Below are 19,294 nucleotides of genomic sequence, written 5' to 3'. Positions count from 1 at the left end.
GGCCAATACTTAAAAGCTAGGCCGGCTTAATCGCCCGCTCGTTATCCAGCGACCTCTCCGCCAGCATCAACCCCATCTCACTCATCTGATAAATCGCCATCGCAAGATGCCGCTGTTTGTCTTCCAGGCTTTCCGCCAGGTCGAGTAGCAGAATGCTGACCGAAGAAAAGGTTTCGTAGGTCTGGATGACGAGGGCTTCGGGATTTGCATCAGCTACGACGGTGAACATTTTCATGGCACGGTCCTGGGGTGAGCGCAGCGATTCGATGTCGGGTTTGAGGTAATGGTCGAGGGCCTTTTTGGCGGCGGCGTGGAGATTTTTTTTTTGAATCGAGGGTGGCGTAGGGGGAAACCGGGTCGGTTTCGGGTGGTGGATTGGGTGTGGCTTTGAACATGGTAAATCTCCTTGTTGGAGCTACCACCGGCTCGCGACTAAACGAAGGGTGGCGGCTGTACGCAGGTTAGTCGACCGGGAGGAGATATGAAAAACCGGCGCGCCCGAGGGCGCCCTGCGCACAGCCACCATCAAGTGCGGGGATAGGGATTACCCGACTGTATGACGCTTATACACATTCATATCACCTCCGGGCGACTAAACCCGATCGCTGATTGGCAGCGACGTGGATCAAGTTACGGGGCAACGCCAAGGTGCACAAGCCGGCGGATTCTGAGTGATGTGTAGGCAACGGCGCAAGCCGCTGTAGCCATGTGATGGCGGCTGAAGGACGCCGCCGTACTTGGATGTGGGATAAGTTACCGCTCGTCGGGACTGTCAGATTTTACAGGTGTGGGCGCACTTGCCTGTTTAGTACAAAGGGTCTTATCGGGACGAAGTCCACAGCAGGAGTGCAACCATGCCAGAAGATAAACACACGACAATCAGTTTGTCACAGGGCACTTCCATTCCCGAGGAGCCTGAGCCGCCTCTAGAGTCCGCAGATGCGAACTCGGAAATTCGGGGTTGGAAGCCTATCGAGTTTCCCCAAAGGAATAGGACATTACTCGTCTGGTCGATGATGCCGCTTACGTTCAATGTTCCGGCCTATTCAGGAGAAAGCCATCAGGTTTGGTTGGATTTCCACTCTGTAAACAATCCAAGCGCTTACCGGAGAATCCTTCATGGCGCGTGGTTCGAAGCTGTTAAATGGAACACTATTCAAATTAATGCGGGAATCGTGGAAGGTAGGGCGAGACTTGACGCTAAATGGCATAAAGGTGACGAAGAGGCCCCTTGGACGGCGCAGCATATTTGGGTGAGAAAGCCTGCTTATTTCGATAACCCCGCAGTGGTAACCACGCAAATTAAGGTATGGGCCCGTGCAGGTAGCACCATCACGCTTGTGCGTTACGGCACGACCGTGCCGCAGAGCGTCCCGATCATGAGCCCTAATGCGGACATGTGGATGGACTGCAGGCTGTTGCCGAGCGTTCGCCAAGGCGTGCACGACTTGCAAATCCGTGAAGACGTTGCCGGGACACATGGCCGATACACTGAGAGAAAGACTTACACGGTTCTAGCCCCTCCCTCCATTACCCTGCCGATCTCTAATCCGCCAACTGCTGCTCAGCGCCCCGTGATCAGCGGCTCGGGGGCACATCCGGGAGCCCAAATTACTGTTTACGTATCGAACTCTGGTACGCCAGTCGTAGTCGACGAGACGGTAAAGGGCGATGGAACGTGGAGCGCAACCAGTCTCCATACGTTTGCGCCGGGGCCCCACTCCATTGTGGCCAGACAGACCTATCAGGGAGTCACCACTGCGTGGGGGGCAGATCGCGAGTTTTATCTTGTTGGCCCTCCTCGAATTACAACACCCGGTTCGTTGCACACCGTGGAGGGGACCTCGACGTTTGAAGGGGCGGCCCCTGCGCACCGTTGGGGGAACTCTGTCAGATTACGTTCGGAAACCACAAACGCTGACTTGGGCAGCACTTCGGTCATTTACGAGACCGGTAGGTGGTCCACATCAGTCACCTTGACGCCGGGCCCGCATTCGATTGTCGGCACCCACACCTATCTGGACGTGACTTCAGTAGGTAGTTCGCCATTCACCTTGCTTGTGCGGCCGGCCAAACCGACCCTGTTATCCAGGCCAAAAGGGGACGGTGTTGAGCTACATGGCACCGGCGACAACGGTGCCCGAATGGATATTCATTTCTCTAACAATGAAACTCCTTATCTTGATACATCCGTTTCTTCCATGGGGATTTGGACGAAGGATCTACCGACTGATTTAGTGCCCGCCACCCATCGATTGACCGGTCGGCAAAGCGTTTCCGATGGTGGCAGCGGGCGTATCTATAATTCCGGTTGGGCCAATGAAGTCTCGGTCAGCATCCCCACGCCCCCACCGACGAACGTCATCGCCACCGTCTACGGGCAGAGGGCCACCTTTTCCGGCAGAGGGCGTCAGTGGGGCACGTATGAGGTCAAGATCGGCATTTACAATAATGGTAGCGCCCTGGCCGGCGTGCCACAGACCACCGTGCAGACCAACCTCGGCTGGAGCATCTCTGCAACTGCCGATCTTGCACCTGGCGTTTACTCCGACCTGACTGCTCGGCAATGGGTGAACCATCGGTGGTCCGGCGACAGTGCCAAAATTGCAACAATGACCATCCCTTCGCCTCCCCCCGAATTCATCAATCCGCCTTCGAATGTCCCCAGCGGGCAGCGCCCGCAGATTTCCGGCAGTGCCTGGCCGGAGTCGGCCATCGTTTTGAAGATTCCGGAAAAACCCGATGTACCGCTGACGGCCACGCTCGGCACGTTTACCCTGAATGCCGACGAAGACTGGGCGCCGGGCACCTATACCCTCACGGCCACAGCGGCTTTCGGCGGCGGGTTGCCGTCTGCACCGGGCTCGCGATCGTTTACGGTTAAATCCCCGGTACCGATTATCACAACGGCTGGCAATGCCGAGGTCGATCTTGTTCCGGTCATTGAGGGGACAGGTTTCCCGGGTTGCTGGGTGGTTATTTATTCGCAAGCCACTCATCTGGCATTGGGAAGCAATCAGGTGCTTGCTGACCGTAGATGGACGATGACGCTGGCTGAGCAGGCCCCGGCCCACCTGACTATTTATGCCATTCAACAGGACGCTCAATTCAGTGATAACAAATCCGACCCGACTGCAGCGCAGACTGTGAAGGTTCGCGTGCCGAAGCCCGGAATAACGCTGCCGGAGCCAAACGGCAGGCCGGCCCGTACCTCAATGTTTTGCGGAACGGCGAATTATCCCGGCTTTGTCGCGTTGTCGATCAAAGGTCAGCCCCAGCCCTTCCTCAAAGACATTGCGGTAAATGAGAACGGCACCTGGGAGGCGAGGGTAACGCTGGACGCTGGCGGGCCCGTCACGATAGAGGCGAGGCTGCAGCAAAAAACCTTCACCAGTGAGCCGGCCGAGCGTGTGATCACCGTGGTGCCGGCGGTGCCGGTGATCGATACGCCACGCGACGGTGAGGCGCTGGGCCGTTACTTGAGGATTTCCGGGCATGGCCATGTCGGCGATGAGGTGATTCTCCAAAGAACGGGCAATCCTTATAACTTCGCTTCCCTGCTTGTCACGGAGGATGGCACCTGGTCGGGGCGCTTTGGGCACAACATGCTTGCCGGCGATGGTATGAGGGCGTTTGCGCGGGCGGGTGCGGGGCTGGATTCCTCGGCATCCGACATTCGGATTTTTTCCTTGCTCGGCGCTGCCCCGCAAATCACCGAACCTCTGCCGGGCGACTGGGTGGGCGTCCGGCCACTGTTCAGCGGGATTGCCACGCCCGGGGCAACCGTCGCCGTGGCCACCTGGTTCAATACCGACGAGGTCCTTGCCCCGCCGGTGGAGGCGGATGCCAATGGTCGATGGGCAGTGACGGGTAACAAGGACCTGCCCGTCGGCGCGGCGCGAGTGGTGGTTCGTCAGACGGTAGAGGGCGTGCGTTCAGAGTGGGCCAAGAGCGGGCGCTTTATGGTGGAGCGCAAGGCCAGCGATTTTGACGCCCCCACGGTAGATTACCCGCTCATGGGCCAGGAGGTCGGGCGGTGGCCAATGTTTTCGGGGACGGGAGAGCCGGGGGCCGAAGTTTTGATTGTGAAAACCAATGATATGTCCACGGTATTGGGCCGCGTGTTGGTCTATCGTGACGGACGCTGGGCATTGCGCTCGCAGATCGAGCTGCCGGTTGCAGCGAATGCCTATGCCTATTCGGTTCGTCAAAGCCGCGACGGTGCCACCTCGCAGTGGCTGCTGCCCAACCGCTCCGTTGTCGTGGCGCAGGTTGCCGCCAATTTCGAAAAACCGGTCATTGGAAAACCGTTGAACGATGCAACTCAGGTACTGGAGCGCTTACCGCTATTCAGTGGCACGGGCGTGCCGGGTGCAGAACTCAAGGTTTACCGACATTCAAGCGATGAAGTCTATGCCACGACGAGGGTAAATGCCCAAGGTCGCTGGTCGGTTCGAAGTCAGGTTGAATTGCCCGTTCAGGAAGCTGCGCATCAGATTGCTGCTCAGCAGAACATGGACGGCCAGCTCTCGGCTTGGTCGGGCGCCGAAATCACCTTCAAGGTGGCAGACAGGATCGACAATCCCGTGTTCACCCACCCGGCACAGAACGCCTTCGTTTCACCGCATACGGTTATCCGCGGAGCCGCACTGCCTGGGGCGGAAGTGCAGTTGGTCACATCAGGCAATGCCGGCAAGCTTTGGGGCAAGGGGATAACGGATGAGCAAGGGCAATGGGTGATCGTGGTCAATGATCTACCGTTGCCGGAAATCAGCTTGTCAGGCAAGGCATACAAGAACGGCAACGCCTCTGGCTGGATGGCTGGTCTTGTATTGAACGTGATCGATGTGGGCTAAGCCCCCGCTCCTGCATTGGCCTTCTTTTGAGGGCCTTTTTTTCCCGCTTCGAAATGGCCTGCATGACTGCGTTTTCCGATCAGCGGTCATCAAACCTGTCAGATATGACAGTAGACCTGCCATCGTCAGCAGGCGCTAAATCATCCTGACGCAAGCAACCGCCAACCTGCTCACGGGATTCGGCTCTGGTTTTGCCTGAAGGGAACATAGCGCAATGAATGCATCCGACCATCGCCCGATTCATCAATTGGTCAAGGCCGTACTCGGCGAGCGCAACGATAAATCATTGCGGCCTTTCGATGGGTACATTGAACAAAACCCGAGCGTGTTCGATCTGATAAAACTGGGTGCTGTCGGGTTGCAGCAGCTCGGCCTTGACCGCAAAGAGGCCCATGCCCTGATGGCGCGCGGCAATGCCATGGCGTTGTACGTGGCCCGCTTGTATCGCGAACAGAGCCTGCGCGCTGCACCGCCTCCAGACGATGAAAAAACCCTGGTAACGCTCCCCTCGTACAAGGAGCAATTCAATCCCGACATCGACGGCGCCGCTCTGCCGGGCAGTCCCGAACACATCGCTTCAACCACCGCGTACATGGTGGCCCTGCGCGAATGGGTGCAAGAAAATATCGTGCCCAAGGGGGAAGATGGAAGATTTACCCCACTGCAAGATCGCCGCCCCGATGTGGATGCGTTGCTGATCGATGAGCAGGCCATCAACCAGGTGCTGTCACGGCTGCAGATCGCCAACTTGGTGCTTGAAGCGCTGATTCTGAGCCGCTACAGGCTAACTGACTCGACCGTCAAGTCGTACTTGCGCACGATCCGTTTTCATAACAGTCTGCCTTATGACCACGACTGGGAGAGCATCACCCATGTCGCCGCCACGGCAATCAAAAACGGCACGCTGGGCGACGTTGTTCGTCGGGTCGATCAGGATTATCCATATTTCAAGAATGCGAATGGCCGTGGATCGCGCGCCGAGGTGGCGATGCAACTGAACATCGGCATCGGACCTCTGCATTTGGCATTGTTGCTCGAAGATCCGTACTTCAAGCTGAAGCCCGATGCCCCCGATTCCATTCTTTTCAGGGTGGATCCTCTGACCCGGCTGGTCGATCCGAATCCGCAACAGTCCGCCACTGATTTTTATTTAACCAACTTTGGCAGCATGTCCATCGGTCTTCAAAATGTGCGCCAACTGTGGGTCTTCAAAGATTCGACGCGCCTGAGTCAGCGCGAGGTCGATTGTCTGTTTGCCATTGGCCCTTTCACCCCCACGCTATCGAGCAATGCGCCTCTGCTGGATGACCCTGATGTACCCGTCACCGGCGTAGAAACCGGGGCGAGGTATATCCATGGCGCCGAAGCGCCCGCAATAGAACTGATTCCGGATGGCATTGGGAACCAGTTCCGGTTGCACCATGTGGGAGAGGTTGGTTTCGCTCAGTTCGAACATCGCATGGACCGGATCAATCGCAAGTGTCGCCTGGACCGCATGTTGCAGTTGCCCAGTTATGAGGTCGATCAACTGCTGATAGCTGCGATGAATGCCGAGCGTCGCGGTACCGGAGAGGAGACGAACTGGATCAGAGCCAACACCCTGCGCTGCCTGGGATTGTTCAAGGAGTTGAATAATGCTTACGGCTGCAAGGCCGAAGAGTTCTCCGCGTTGATCGATGTCTTGTCGGTATACGGCCAGGATGGACAACCGTCGCACTTTGACCGTGTCTATAACCGCGAGAACGGGTTTGAGGATTCGTTGCGCATCGATGGCGAAAATTTCGCGGTTGTGCCGCGCACGCATGACGAACAACAGACGGTGCACCAGATTTGCAGCGCGCTGGAAATCAACTTCGAGACCTATCGCTACCTGGCCAGTGTGATCGCCAACGCTTATGGACTCACCACCCACCTGACGCGAACCCTGCCGATACTGTCCAGTTTCTGGCGGCTGGTGTGGGTGGGCCGGTTATTCGGGGTGACGCCTATCGAATCCACGGCACTGCTGCAATCGCTGGGCAACGGCGACGGCATGGTGGCGCAGCTGGCCTGTGAGCCTGTGGTTTCCGACCACGGCTCATTCGACGGTGCGGATGCACTCAGTGCCATACGCGGGTTGATGAGCTGTGCCAAATGGTGCCGCGAATATGAATTGCCGCCGTTGTGGTTGATGCAAAACGTCAGCCCGGTCTATGTGCCGACTGTCTGGACGGAAAGTCAGGAACAGTTTTTGCGGCAATTGCGCAGCCAGGCCAGCTCGGTACTGGTAGAGCCGGCGACGTTGCTGGAGGCCGGTGCACCGCTGCGTGACTCAAAACACGTGCTTATCGACTGGATGCAGCAACTGAGTCAACTGGTCGATTCCCAAGGTGTGGTCATCGGCAGCATTGACGAAACGCAGGCGCAGTACGAGGCGCGTATCGAGCTCGTGGTTGTCGATCTGGTCGCGACTATTTTCAGCGATATTGAGGATGAACCCAAGCGCGAGCCGCTGAAGAACCTCATCGTGACGATTGTGTTGCGCTGCCGCGACGAGCAGCGGGTCGTGGTGGAAGAAGGCCTTGCGGTCTACCTGAGACTCGACTCATTGCTCGCGGCGCAAGTGCTGGGCTGGGCGCAGGGCCACCCTTACGAAATTCTCGCCAAGGCCATGCCGCTGACGCCGGCTTTTACGCGGGTCGGAGAGGTTCCGGAAAAACCGGATTCTTTCCTGCAAATGCTCGCCGAGCTGGAACGCCGTGGACGGATTGCCGCCAGGCTCGAGTTGAGCCCGGCCATGCTCAAGATACTGCTGACGGGCGAGCAATACCTGTGGTTCAGTCTCAATAGTCCTTACGAAATTTCGCTTCGTACAGTGTACTACCTGGCGTTCTACCGTCGACTGATCAGTCGGGCCAGGCAACCCGAAGAAAAAATGCTCGACTACCTCACTCAGGTCAACACGTTGCCCACTGACATGAGCGAGGACGGCCTGCTCCTGGTGCGCGATGCCGCCGCTGACAAACTGGCCAGTTACCTCGGCTGCGGGATTCGCCATGTACTCGAATGCGCTGCTCATATCAGCGAATCGGGGGAAGAAAGTGACACTGCGCCGCCGCCCATTTTGTGCACTCTGGCGCATCTTGATTTGCTCGATCGCACCCTGGAGCTGGCTCGCAACGGCATGGACGCAACCGCGGCACTCGCACTAGGCCGCTTGTATACGCTGGATCAGGAACCGGCTTACGCAGCGGCTGCCCAAAATGCGCTGGAAAGCCTGGCTCGCTTCAACGCCATGAGCACTCCACAGGACTCGGCTGAAGTTGGACAAAGTTTCACCAGTCGATGCGTGGTGGACAACCCGATTCTGATTGCGAACGTGTCACAGGAAGTCGCCACTTACCGGATCACCCTGACCGATTTCTTCGGCAAACCCCTCAGGGGCGTCGTTCTGTACATCGGAACAGACTTGGGAGCGGTACTCACTCCTGAAGTACGCACGGATGACCAAGGGTGCGCATGGGCGCAATTGCAGGCCGGGAAATGGATGGGCACCGCCCACTTGCACTACAGAGTGCCGCTGTATGAACCGGTCTACGCGCCCTCGGTGCTGATCGATTGCGACGAGCCTTCACTGCAGTTCAACCCCCAATTGGGTGGGCTACCACCCAAGGACGCGGTGCTGGCAGGGCGTTTGTGGGCGCAGGAAATATACGCCGTGTTGAGCGACGCTTACGGCAACAGAGGCGCTAACCGCCAGGTGGCCTGGTCCACCACCGTGGGTGAAATTCGCCCCGCCGAAACCTACACGGACAAGGACGGCGTGAGCCGGGTGTGGATTTCCAGCCTCAGTCCGGGTGACGCCTTTGTAACGATCAGCAACGTCGAGGGCAGCCACAGTTACAAGTGGAACAGGCCCATTGTGTTCGACAACATTCCACGAATCTTCGATGCGCCCGCTGTCCTTACGCCTGCATTGATCAATCAGGCGTTGCGGCTCAATTGCCAGGTTGTGGGACTCGATGATCTGCCCGTTGAAGGGGAGACGGTGGTTTGGTCGACCAGTGCCAATGATGAGCAAGAAGAAATCCCGAGCGATGACGAAGGGTTCTCCGAGTTCACAGTGGTAAACCCGCCAAAAGGCCCTTTGGTGGTCTACGCAAAGCTGGGTACTGCCCCGGCTGTCGAGGTCAGCATTTACGTGGCTGATGATGCAGTCATACAGAGCTATTCGGCAGTCACTCGCTTCCCGGTAGCCGGCGCGGAGCGGCTGACGTTGCTGTGGGTGGATGTAACGGAAGGTGCCTCCGACACGGATATGCCAGTGCCTCGTTATCCCGTGAAGTGGAAGGACGATTCGAGACCTGACGAGGATCAAACCTTCCCCACTGACGCGCAAGGGCGATCGGTTTATGCGTTTAAATCGGATGCGACGGGCGTCTTCACAGTGACCGCTGAACTGGAACTCCATCCTTCTGTAAGCCAGACGTTCGAGCTGACGGTGGTCGAGACCTTTATATGGAAAGTTGAACTGTGCATCTCCGTGGGCAATATCTATGAGTGCGAGGAGATCATTCCGGGCATGGACGAACTCATCCTGTACAGAGACGCTAAGTACTGGCTGAAAATTTCGACACCCCACATCGACAAGCTCCAGGGCCGTCGGGTTTCGCTCGGGTGGAGTTCCGAATACTCGACTCGGGCACTGGGGATGGAGTTCACGCCGACACTCGGAACAGAGCTTGTGGCCACCAACGGCTCGTTCGAAGTGGCGATCGACACCAGAGATAAACGCAACGGTCGTTTCCAGTTGATTCTGATGTGCGACGCCTTGAATGAGTCACTGGTGCTTGAGGGCACGTTGACCAAGCGACCGTTCACCCGACGTTTACCGTCGAGGCGTTGATTTGATCGCTTTCCTTAAATGCTTTGGCCAGGCCGTGTGTTGGCCGTTTGGGTCATCACACTGCGACAGGGAGAAATATTATGGAAAAGCTCGCATTCGACAGGCTGACGGAAAGTTACACGAAGGCAATGGTGGAGGCGGTGTTGGGTCAACGATTGTGGAAAGGTAGCGGCGTGTTGAAAACCCCCTTGGACCTTAGCCGATACCTGATGCTTGACACAGAGGACAGCGCACAACTGCAAGCAACGTTGGTGTCTTCGACCGTGCGCTGTTTGCAGCAATACATCCAGTCGGTCTACAGCGGTATGGAGCCGGGGTATGAGAATGCACATTTTGACGAAGAGCAATTGCAGTACTGGTACCAGTTCCTCAATCGCTACAGTATCTGGTCGGCCAATGTGCTGCTCAGCGATCAGGCGGAAAATTACATTGTTCCCGCGCTTCGCCTAAAAAAAACCGAACTGTTTCGGTCCTTGGAAAACAGCCTGAATCAGATGCGCCTGAATACCGAATCGGTGCAGCAGGGCTTGATGGAATACACCCATGCCTTCCAGCGCGTCTGTGATCTGGATGTGCTGAGTGGCTACATCGATGGCTCAAACACTCAGGATGCGCACTATTACCTGGTCGGGCGGGAGCGGACGGCACCTTTTGCCTACTACCTGCGCAGGGTCAACGTCGAACTGGATGACCACAGCAAGAAAATCAACCCGGCTGCCTGGGCGGAATGGCAGAAAGTCGACATCGCGACCACCGGCAAAGTGATCGATATCCGCTGCGTGAACTGGCTTGGCTTGCCGGTGATGGTCTGGTGTGAATGGCGTGAGCGCCAGATCGATAGCAACGGTGTGGTGCAAACGCCATGGGTGCTTGAACTCAAATTGGCCTTCAGTACGCTCAATGGCCAATGGTCGGCGCCGCTGTCGTTGCATCAGCGTGAATGCGAGCACGATGTTTCCAATGGCCGGTTGACTGCCGTGTCGCTGGGGGATGGCGACCCGCGCGATGACCAGTTGGCTGTGTGTTACACCAACCGCCACAGCCTGGACGGTCCGGCCGCATTCCAGGAAATTGAAATCTACGAAACCCGCGATGCGTTGTTTCGCAAGATTCCCGACAGGCTCTCGATCTTGCTGGCGCTCATCTTTGGTCGTTTCAACGATGCCGCCAGCCTGCAGCAAAAAGTGATACCCGCGGAATTTTCGCCCGTTGAGATTATTCCAGGCGAAGTGGAGCTCAAGGTTCAATCCATCGCCGCGAATTTATTTCTGGATGTCATCTATACGCGCGAGCAGGCGACAGACAAAAATTTTTATGAGGTGCTCAGGGTTCGCGGACGCTGCAACGCCGTGAAAGAACAGGGGCGAGTGCTTGAACGCTTGTCGATCAGTTGGCGGGTGCCTGCCGTGACTACCCCCCCCCCAGAAGTCCGTCCGGCATTCGACATCACGATTGTCGACGCTGGCGAGCAGGCGTTGCGGATCACAATGAGCACTCGCGAGTGCCCGGCAGATACAAAAACTTACAGCGTGCAACTGCCGAAGGGCAATGCGAAAGAAGTTATCCATTTAGTTGAAGGCACTGCATTCAACGAAACCGCGGAGGGAAGTGGAATCTTCGTGGCAGAGGCCGTTGCACAATTGTCTGCCACTGCGCTCCCTTATCTGCTGAGCAGAAGCCGTGACGAAATCATTGCGGGGGCAGGGTTTTCCATCGAGTTCTTGGGGGACGCCGTTACTAATGAAAGCAATCAGGTAGTACCGCGTATCTTTTATGTCTCGATGAATTTCCTGCTCAAATTTCCAGCACGGACTGAAATTGATCCACATGACTGGAATGCAACCGGCATTTTGAACGGTCAATACGCCACACCCTGGATGACCTATCGGCGACAGACTCCATCCTTCGGCACCTTGTTATTTCCGATTGCCGAACCGATGGAGTTTACTTTCGGTGATCCGGATATGGGAGACGCCGGGAACAGAAAGTTTTCGGTCCGTCTGCATAAAAGGCCGGTTGAATATGTAACGCCGTCCCTGGACAAGAGCAGCAAGGAAGGCGCGCAGTTTCTGAGTTTCAACAATCGCCAACAGGCACTCAAGTATTCCCGGGTTAACTCCCATTCCGGCGCGGTGCTGACCAGTCGCGCCGCCGTCTCGGTTGACGCGTTGCTGTCCTGGGACACCCAGCACATCAATGAACCATTGATGCCCGACGGTAAGATCGAGTCGAACGGACCTTTCGACGGTTGTAACGGGTTGTACTTCTATGAGCTGTTCCTCCATACCCCGGATCTGGTCGGTTCACGCTTGTCGGCGGAGGGCCGCTTTCACGAAGCGCAAAAATGGTTCGAGTACGTTTTCAACCCATTGGCGCGTGAAGTCACCCCTCCAGAGGATCCGCCGCCTGATGAGCCGTCGATCATTGCGGCCCCGGCGTACTGGCGTTGCCGGCCGCTGCAAAACGACGACATCGAATGTTCGTATGAAAGTGCGGCGCCGTCGGATCCCGATGCAATCGGTTATTGCGCGCCGATCCACTTCAAGATCGCGATTTTTCTGCGTTATCTGGAAAACCTGATCGAGTGGGGCGACTCGCTTTATCGCCACCTGGATTACGACAGCATGGTCCACGCGTCGCTCAACTACCAAAGGGCCTTGGCGTTGATCGGCGAAGAACCCGTCACACGAACCGCCAGTACCTGGAAGCCGCGCAAGCTCAGCGAGATAGTGGGCGTGGTCCGCGGCCGCGTTCCGCTCAAGGAGTTTGAAGCCAGCCTGGCATTGAGCCTGGCTGATGTGCCCACCGCAATGGCGACCACACCGCGTTTCAATCTATTGGGTGCCGGTGTGTTCCGGCAGGGTATCAACGAACGGCCCAACGCGTTGTGGATGCTGCTCAACAGGCGCTTGAACAACCTGCGCAACAATCTTTCGATCGATGGTCAGCCGTTGTCGATACGCCTGTTCAACCCGACGATGGACCCGCTGGAACTGTTACGCGCCCAGGCCAATTCCCATCTGGGCGGTGCGCGCAATCCCGGTGGTCAGGTTCAGGTGGTGCCTTACAAATGGCAGACCGTCTACAACCTGGCGCTGCAAGGCGTCGAGTTCCTCATCCAGCAAGAAGACCAGCTCCGGTCATGGCTGGAGATGCGTGAACGGGGTGAACTGGAGCAATTGCAGCAAAACCACATGATTGAGCTGGCCGACTATACACGCTCGATTCACGAAGCGACGATCGCGCAACTCGAGGCGACGGCTGCGTCATTGCGGCAAAGCGAAAGCATGATCAAGGCGCGTGCCCGGCATTACGAAGAGTTGGTTGAGGAAGGCGTGTCCGAGGCAGAGAACCTCGTGCTGCGTAAAAACCGGGCGGCCCGCATAGCTGCTTCGATCGGTGGCAGCATGCGCATGACAGGGGCGGCGCTGGATTTGATTCCCAGTATTTTCGGAGTGGCCAATGGCGGGGCACGTCCTGCGGCTATCCCGTACGCGCTTGCCGAACTCATCCAGTTGACAGCGGATTACACGATGCGCGAAGCCGAAGACATCAGCATCAACGAACAATACCGGCGGCGCAGGCAGGAATGGGAGCTGGCCCGCGATCAATCCCACGCCGAAGCCCGGGTAATGCGCGAGCAATTGCTGGCTCAGGAGCACGCAATCAACGGCGCGCGGGCCGGTCTGCTACAAGCCGAAGTTGCCAACAGCCAGGCAAAAGAGGTGTACGCCTTTTACAAGAATCGCAGTACCGGCCCTGAGTTGAGTAACTGGGTGCTGGGGCAGGTCAAGGCCCTGATCTACCAGGTTTACGATCTGGTCACGGGGTTGAGCCTGTGTGCCGAAACCTGTTGGCAATACGAAATGGGCGACTACAAGAGCCGGTTTATCCGCCCGGATGTGTGGATGGACACCTATCATGGTTTTACTTCCGGTCAGTCCTTGAAACTGGATCTGTTGAGGATGTCCGCAGCGCGCATCAAACGCGACGAACGGCGGCTGCAATTGGTCAAGACCATTTCTCTCAAAAGTCTGGGCGACACCGCGTGGACTGAATTCAAAGGTAATGGCAAGTTGCAATTTGATCTCACCGAAGCCTCTTTCAACGAAGACTACCCCGGTCACTATTGCCGTCAGGTAAAAGCCCTGTCGTTGACTTTCCCGTGCCTGTTGGGGCCTTACCAGAATATTTGCGCCACGCTGGTACAACTGGGCAGCTCGATCATTGTCGAGCCGGATATCGAAGCCGTCAAAGAGCTGCACAAATTACCTGCCAATGCGCAGACAGGTTCGATCGTGCACAACCTGCGCCCTTACCAGCAAATCGGCTTGTCGTTGGGGCTCGAAGACGGCGGTATGGCCATTGAGGAAAACGATGACCGTTACCGGCCGTTCGAAGGCACGGGCGCTCATGCCACGTATGTACTGACACTTCCCAGGCCTGAACGGCCTTTGCAGGCAAGTCTCCTGAAATCGCTGACGGACGTGATTTTGACCCTGGTTTATCAGGCGCGGGATGGCGGACCGACTTTCGCCACAGAAGTTGAAAAGCTGCCCGTACCTGAATATCAGCACATTTCATCCGACAGACCCTCGATTTCACGGGCAAGGAGGATGCAGCCATGAGCGACGAAAATATTTTTGCCAACCATAACTTTATAAAAAATGGCGATTTTGTGTTGGATCTGGCCGACTGGGAAATTAATGACGAAAGAAAGGTGACCCACCAGACCGGGCGCTGGAACGACCAAACAGTCCCGTTTATGAGTGCGGTGAATGAGGGCGAGGGGGAGCAGACGATTGACCTGCCTGAGCATCCACGTCCCATGCCGAAAAAAGCGGAATACAAGCTGCTGTTCCATGCCCAGGCGAATGGTGTTACCGGCGGTAAGATGCGGATCAATCCATCGATGGGCCCGGAAGCGGAGATGCCGATTACACCCTCGCGCAAAGCGGACATGAAAACAGCATCGGATGACAACGAAGTCTTACTCGATATTGATCTGGTCCCGTACGATTTCTGTCTCGACCTCAATACCGAAGAAAAGCGCGTCAAATTTACCCTGAGCAGCCCGAAAAACGACAACGCGGGCGATATTAGAGGCCTGCGGCTGGCTTTCGTGCGCGTAGAACTGTTCCTGGAGCCTTTGCAACTCTGTGGGCTGTCTGTCGATGGTGAGCCGCAGGCGCTGGAGGACAAGCTGCACCTGTGCGTTGCTGCAACGCATGAACTGCATTTGCAGCCAGCGCAGGACAACATATGGACCGGACTGGAGGCAGGCTTGCTGGTGGGCGATGGGGTGGTTGATCCCGCAAATTTGCTGACTGTCAACCCGCAATGGGGAGAGGAGCAACTGATCGAAACTCCGTGGCAGATCGCCTGCGCCCTCGTTCAGGGGGATGAAGAGATCCAATACACCTTGAAGGTGCGCAGCAAGTACACCGCCGAACTCTATCCATTGCCCACGGTTTGCGGGCATTTTCATCTCGATGTCGTTGTGCTGCAGGAAGCGGCCTACTATCCGGTGATCGATCTCCATCAAAGTGTCCCACTGCGCGTGCGGGTGGAGTCCCATTACACCAACGAGGCTCTGGCCAACCGTGAAGTGACCTGGACGTTGAAAGACCCGAGTGGGGCAGACGATATCGAACTATGCAGGCACGCTACGGACGAGAAAGGTGAGGCGGAGTTTATCTGGACGCCGGTAAAGGCTGGCGATTGGAAAATCGAAGCCTCTGTTGACAGTTATTACAAAAAGGACGAAGCCCGGGTTTTATTCGCGATGCGTGCGCTGCAGGAAGACCCTTGGTTGACTGCGAACTTTTCACTGGATGACGCTAAACGCGAATGGATCTGGAGCACGAAAACCGCATACCCCTGCCGTGGCGCTATGCATAACGTTGAGCTGGCCTTCGCAGACGGACATGCATTGGCCGAAACCACCCAAAAGTTGCATTGGACGAGTGAAGACACTGCCGACGAGCTGGGAATGGTGTTCGTGCCGAAGCTTGAGGCTGAAAACCCTGTTTCAGGGCGGAGTGCGAAGTGGCAGATGAAGTGCGGCAATCTCAGGAACAGCCAGTTCAAGTTCAGAGTTGAGTGTTCAAAGTTGTTGGAGCCATCACCTTTGCAGGTGTTGGAACTTGCGCACAACTCGCTGGAGATCGGCGATACGGGACAACCCTCACGGTTCCCTTCTGTGGGCGATGCAGATGTGCCGTTACAGGTTCAAATCTTGTCGACGGTCGAAGGGGTGGGGGCCGTGCCGGGGGCCGATGTGATCTGGAAACTCGCTGGCAAGGACGATGAGACCCTGCCAACGGGCGCCGATGGCATGTCGCAATACGCGTTTACTCCTGAGGTGGAAGGCTCATTCAAAGTCTTCGCCGAGATTTACTGTCCTTATGACGAAAAGACAGACAAGCATGAATTCAAGCTTGAGGTGTTGCCTGAAAATCCATTGGCAACGATGACAACGGTGAAATTGGATAACCGTGAGCTAGGGGCGACTGGGCTAATCTGTTTTCGCAATGCAGAGGCGGTAATGTTGTGCGTTATCCCGAAGAATGACGACCTGGAGGGCGAATGGTTTTACCTGGATGTGACGAGTGAAGTGGATCTGGGTTTTCATTTCGAGCCGCCAATGGATGAGCGACGTCAAATGCCCATTGAAGGCTTGAGTTGGGAAGTCAGCGCAAGCTCCGATGTCAGTGCGCGTTTTCAGTTGACGCTGCACCACGCCGAAATCGAACCCTATGTCATGGAGGGCAGGCTCTTATCGCAAACCCTCGAAGATGAAGGTACGTTCACCTTTGATGAAACGAAACTGAGCGATGCAGGTACGGCGTTTCCTTGTCGGGGAGGGGTACATGTCCTGCGTTTCGAGCCAAATCCGGGCAGCTTATTGACCGGGCTTGCCGTCGCCGCGAAGTGGACTGATGAACCAGATCCTGCACTCAATGTGATACTAAAACCTGTCTCTGATCGGGATCTCACCAGTGCAGGCCTGGAGTGGACGCTTGACGCTAGCAAAAGCAATGGAGATGGAGCGTTTGCGCCGGCGCTGGAACTCTCTCAGGCTGACTTCAAGTTCCCTGCGGTACCTATGCAGTTGGGGCACAACCGAGTCGAGATCACCGAGTACCGACACCCTACAGCTGATCCCTTTGTCGGCGAGACCGTGGACATGCAAATCAGGAATCAGTCGTACTACACCAAAGAAACACTAACGGAGCTTGAAGTAAGTTTCTTTGACGGGGATACCTCAACATCCGTTTCAACTTCGGATACGGGTTGGGCGGCCTTTAATTTCACCGCTACCCAAGCGGGCCCTGTAAGAGTGGTTGCCACGGTGCCAAGCCCCTACGACGGTCCCGATAATATCCCCTCCCATAAATTTGAATTCAAGGTACTCGGGCAACTGAGTTCATCCACAACGCTGACAGACGAGAAGTCGCTCACGCCCATCCAACAAAAGCCTGTAAACAATGATGCGGAATTTTCCGAGGTACGTGAGCCCCCGTTTGATCCGGTAGTGGGCCAACCCGTCTGGATAGAGATCAGAGTTCTCTCGTCAGGCACACAGCGGGCAGCGTCCGGTGTCGAGGTGACGTTCTTTGCCGAGCAGGAGTCCACTCGTGTGACGACAGACGACCAAGGGTGGGCGCGTTTCGCCTACACGGCCGAGAAAGTCGGGGACATCGAGGTGCATGCTGTGCTGGAAAGCGTTGTCAATGAAGCCGGGGTGGCACCGTCCCGTACCTTTCGCTTCAAGTCATTGGCCACTGGGGGCTGGGACGATGCCATGATCCAGATGAATTCGGATTCGCCTGAGGTCTGGGGCAAGGAAATCAGTTTTCCGAGGATCAGCCAGCCTCATACCATCAAATTATCGGTCAGCAATCCAGACAGCCCTTTGATAGGGCGCGCTATTTGCTTGGGGTTGGAAAGTTACTCTTCGCTCAGTGAGCTGGGGATAACACGTGTGGTGCCCGCTCTGGGCGAATCCCGACCGCTTACCGCCAGCGGTTTGAGTTGGGAGCTCACCGGCAAGATCGGTGGCGCATATGCCTTGGTACTGGAGGCCTACCGCCTGCTCATGCGATCGCCGGCCAATCAAATGTCGTTGGGGCCAGTGCCCACTGCCGAATTGGCCGACGGTTAGAGGGCAGCGGCTTTCTTGAGACTTAAATACCGCGACACCAGATCTGCTCCAAACTCCTCGGGCCGGGTGTGCAGCACCGCAACACCCTGAGCAGTCAATTGTTCATGGTGTTGCGCATTGGCATTGAGATAGTCCACCGCGCCGCAGTAGGCCAGAGCATCCTCCAGTGTTTGTACCGGGCGCAGGCGTATTTCATCGAGCACTTTTTCCCGGAGGCTCGCCACCAGCACCCGGTACCGGGCGCTCAGGCGTTTGACGGCGGTCAACAGCTCCGCATCGTCTTCATCGCGCAGATTGGTGAACAATATCACCAGCGCCCGACGTTTCTGTCTGGCCAGCAATTGACTGGCCGCAGCCTGGTAGTCGGCTGTGCGCTGACTGCTGTTCAGGTCATAGACCGAGTTGAGCAAGGCATTGAGCTGGTTGGAGCCTTTGACGGGGGCGAGATAGCGCGGCTGATCACAGGCAAACGTGCTCAGGCCGACCGCGTCGCCCTGGCGCAACGCCACATAGCTGAGCAGCAGGCAGGCATTGAGCGCGTGATCAAAATGCGAGAGTTCATCATCCTGACTGCGCATGCGCCGGCCGCAGTCGAGCATGAAGATGATCTGCTGATCGCGCTCGTCCTGATATTCCCGGGCAATCGGTGTGCGGTGGCGGGCGGTGGCTTTCCAGTCGATCTGACGTAGGCTGTCGCCGTCACGGAATTCGCGCAGTTGATGGAATTCCAGACCTTGGCCGCGGCGTTGCCGTTGGCGTATGCCGAGTTGGCTGAGCCAGTTGTCCACAGCCCGCAATTGTCCACCATAGAGGCGGGCGAAGTCGGGGTAAACGCGGGTGTTGTCCAGCACATTCAGCAGACGTTTGTCCGACCACAGGCCCATTGGGCTTGGCAGACTGATTTGACAATGTTCGAAGGTGAAGTGGCCGCGCTTGAGTGGGCGCAGGCGATAGCCGATCTGGCTTTGCTGGCCGGGTTGCAGTTCGACAGACAATGGAAGATGTTCGAAGTCCAGGCCATGCGGCACATGGTCGAAAATCTGTACGTTCAGTGGTTGAGCAAAGTCGTGCTCGACTTCCAGTCGCACTTCGCCCCATCGCCCGAGCGCCAGGCTGCCGGGCATTTGCCGTTGCACGCGAGGCAAGGCCAGGCGTTTGAGGCGGATGGCGTCGAGTATCGCCAGGGCCAGCATCGCCAGCAGCAATCCCCAGTTGATCGACAAAAGGCTCGATGGAATCGGGATGTCCAGTGCCCGCAATGCGCCGAGCACGATGCTGATGGCCAACAGCGTTGCTAGCCAGATCAGCAGCGGGCGCGTGGGTTTCATGGCATGGTACCGTGTGGCCTGTTGAAAAGATCGCAGCCTTCGGCAGCTCCTACGGGGG

At 56.8% G+C, this 19,294-nt stretch carries 5 protein-coding genes and 1 pseudogene; 4 read left to right on the top strand and 2 right to left on the bottom strand.

What is annotated here, in order from left to right:
- Positions 1-16: 16 nt before the first annotated feature.
- Positions 17-395: pseudogene (locus NHU87_RS17120) on the bottom strand (DUF6124 family protein).
- Between the two features lie 459 nt (positions 396-854).
- Between NHU87_RS17120 and NHU87_RS17115 the strand changes: the two are divergent.
- The 4 genes from NHU87_RS17115 (at position 855) to NHU87_RS17100 (ending at position 17,908) form a co-directional block, all read left to right on the top strand.
- Positions 855-4,856 (top strand): hypothetical protein, encoded by a 4,002-nt coding sequence (locus NHU87_RS17115; RefSeq protein ID WP_253550984.1) that lies wholly within the window; start codon positions 855-857, stop codon positions 4,854-4,856.
- A gap of 214 nt (positions 4,857-5,070) precedes the next feature.
- Positions 5,071-9,741 (top strand): Tc toxin subunit A, encoded by a 4,671-nt coding sequence (locus NHU87_RS17110; protein WP_253550982.1) that lies wholly within the window; start codon positions 5,071-5,073, stop codon positions 9,739-9,741.
- 80 nt (positions 9,742-9,821) lie between these two features.
- Positions 9,822-14,369 carry a neuraminidase-like domain-containing protein gene (locus tag NHU87_RS17105; protein ID WP_253550979.1) on the top strand — a complete coding sequence of 1,516 codons (4,548 nt, stop codon included), beginning with the start codon at positions 9,822-9,824 and terminating at the stop codon, positions 14,367-14,369.
- Positions 14,366-17,908: a hypothetical protein gene (locus NHU87_RS17100; RefSeq protein ID WP_253550977.1), complete on the top strand. Its 3,543-nt coding sequence runs from the start codon at positions 14,366-14,368 to the stop codon at positions 17,906-17,908. Before NHU87_RS17105 ends, NHU87_RS17100 begins: the two co-directional genes overlap by 4 nt.
- Here NHU87_RS17100 and NHU87_RS17095 read toward each other — a convergent pair.
- Positions 17,905-19,236, bottom strand: coding sequence for a DUF58 domain-containing protein (locus tag NHU87_RS17095; protein WP_253550975.1), 1,332 nt, complete (start codon positions 19,234-19,236; stop codon positions 17,905-17,907). The genes NHU87_RS17100 and NHU87_RS17095 overlap by 4 nt on opposite strands.
- Positions 19,237-19,294: the final 58 nt, after the last annotated feature.

This window comes from Pseudomonas mandelii, assembly GCF_024138395.1.
GTDB lineage: Bacteria > Pseudomonadota > Gammaproteobacteria > Pseudomonadales > Pseudomonadaceae > Aquipseudomonas > Aquipseudomonas mandelii_E.
This window is presented reverse-complemented; position numbering and strand designations above follow the sequence as displayed.

What these genes read in the sequence shown, in the direction of transcription:
- NHU87_RS17095 (WP_253550975.1), bottom strand. Translation starts at nt 19,236, where the DNA reads ATGAAACCCACGCGCCCGCTGCTGATCTGGCTAGCAACGCTGTTGGCC.
- NHU87_RS17100 (WP_253550977.1), top strand. Translation starts at nt 14,366, where the DNA reads ATGAGCGACGAAAATATTTTTGCCAACCATAACTTTATAAAAAATGGC.
- NHU87_RS17115 (WP_253550984.1), top strand. Translation starts at nt 855, where the DNA reads ATGCCAGAAGATAAACACACGACAATCAGTTTGTCACAGGGCACTTCC.
- NHU87_RS17110 (WP_253550982.1), top strand. Translation starts at nt 5,071, where the DNA reads ATGAATGCATCCGACCATCGCCCGATTCATCAATTGGTCAAGGCCGTA.
- NHU87_RS17105 (WP_253550979.1), top strand. Translation starts at nt 9,822, where the DNA reads ATGGAAAAGCTCGCATTCGACAGGCTGACGGAAAGTTACACGAAGGCA.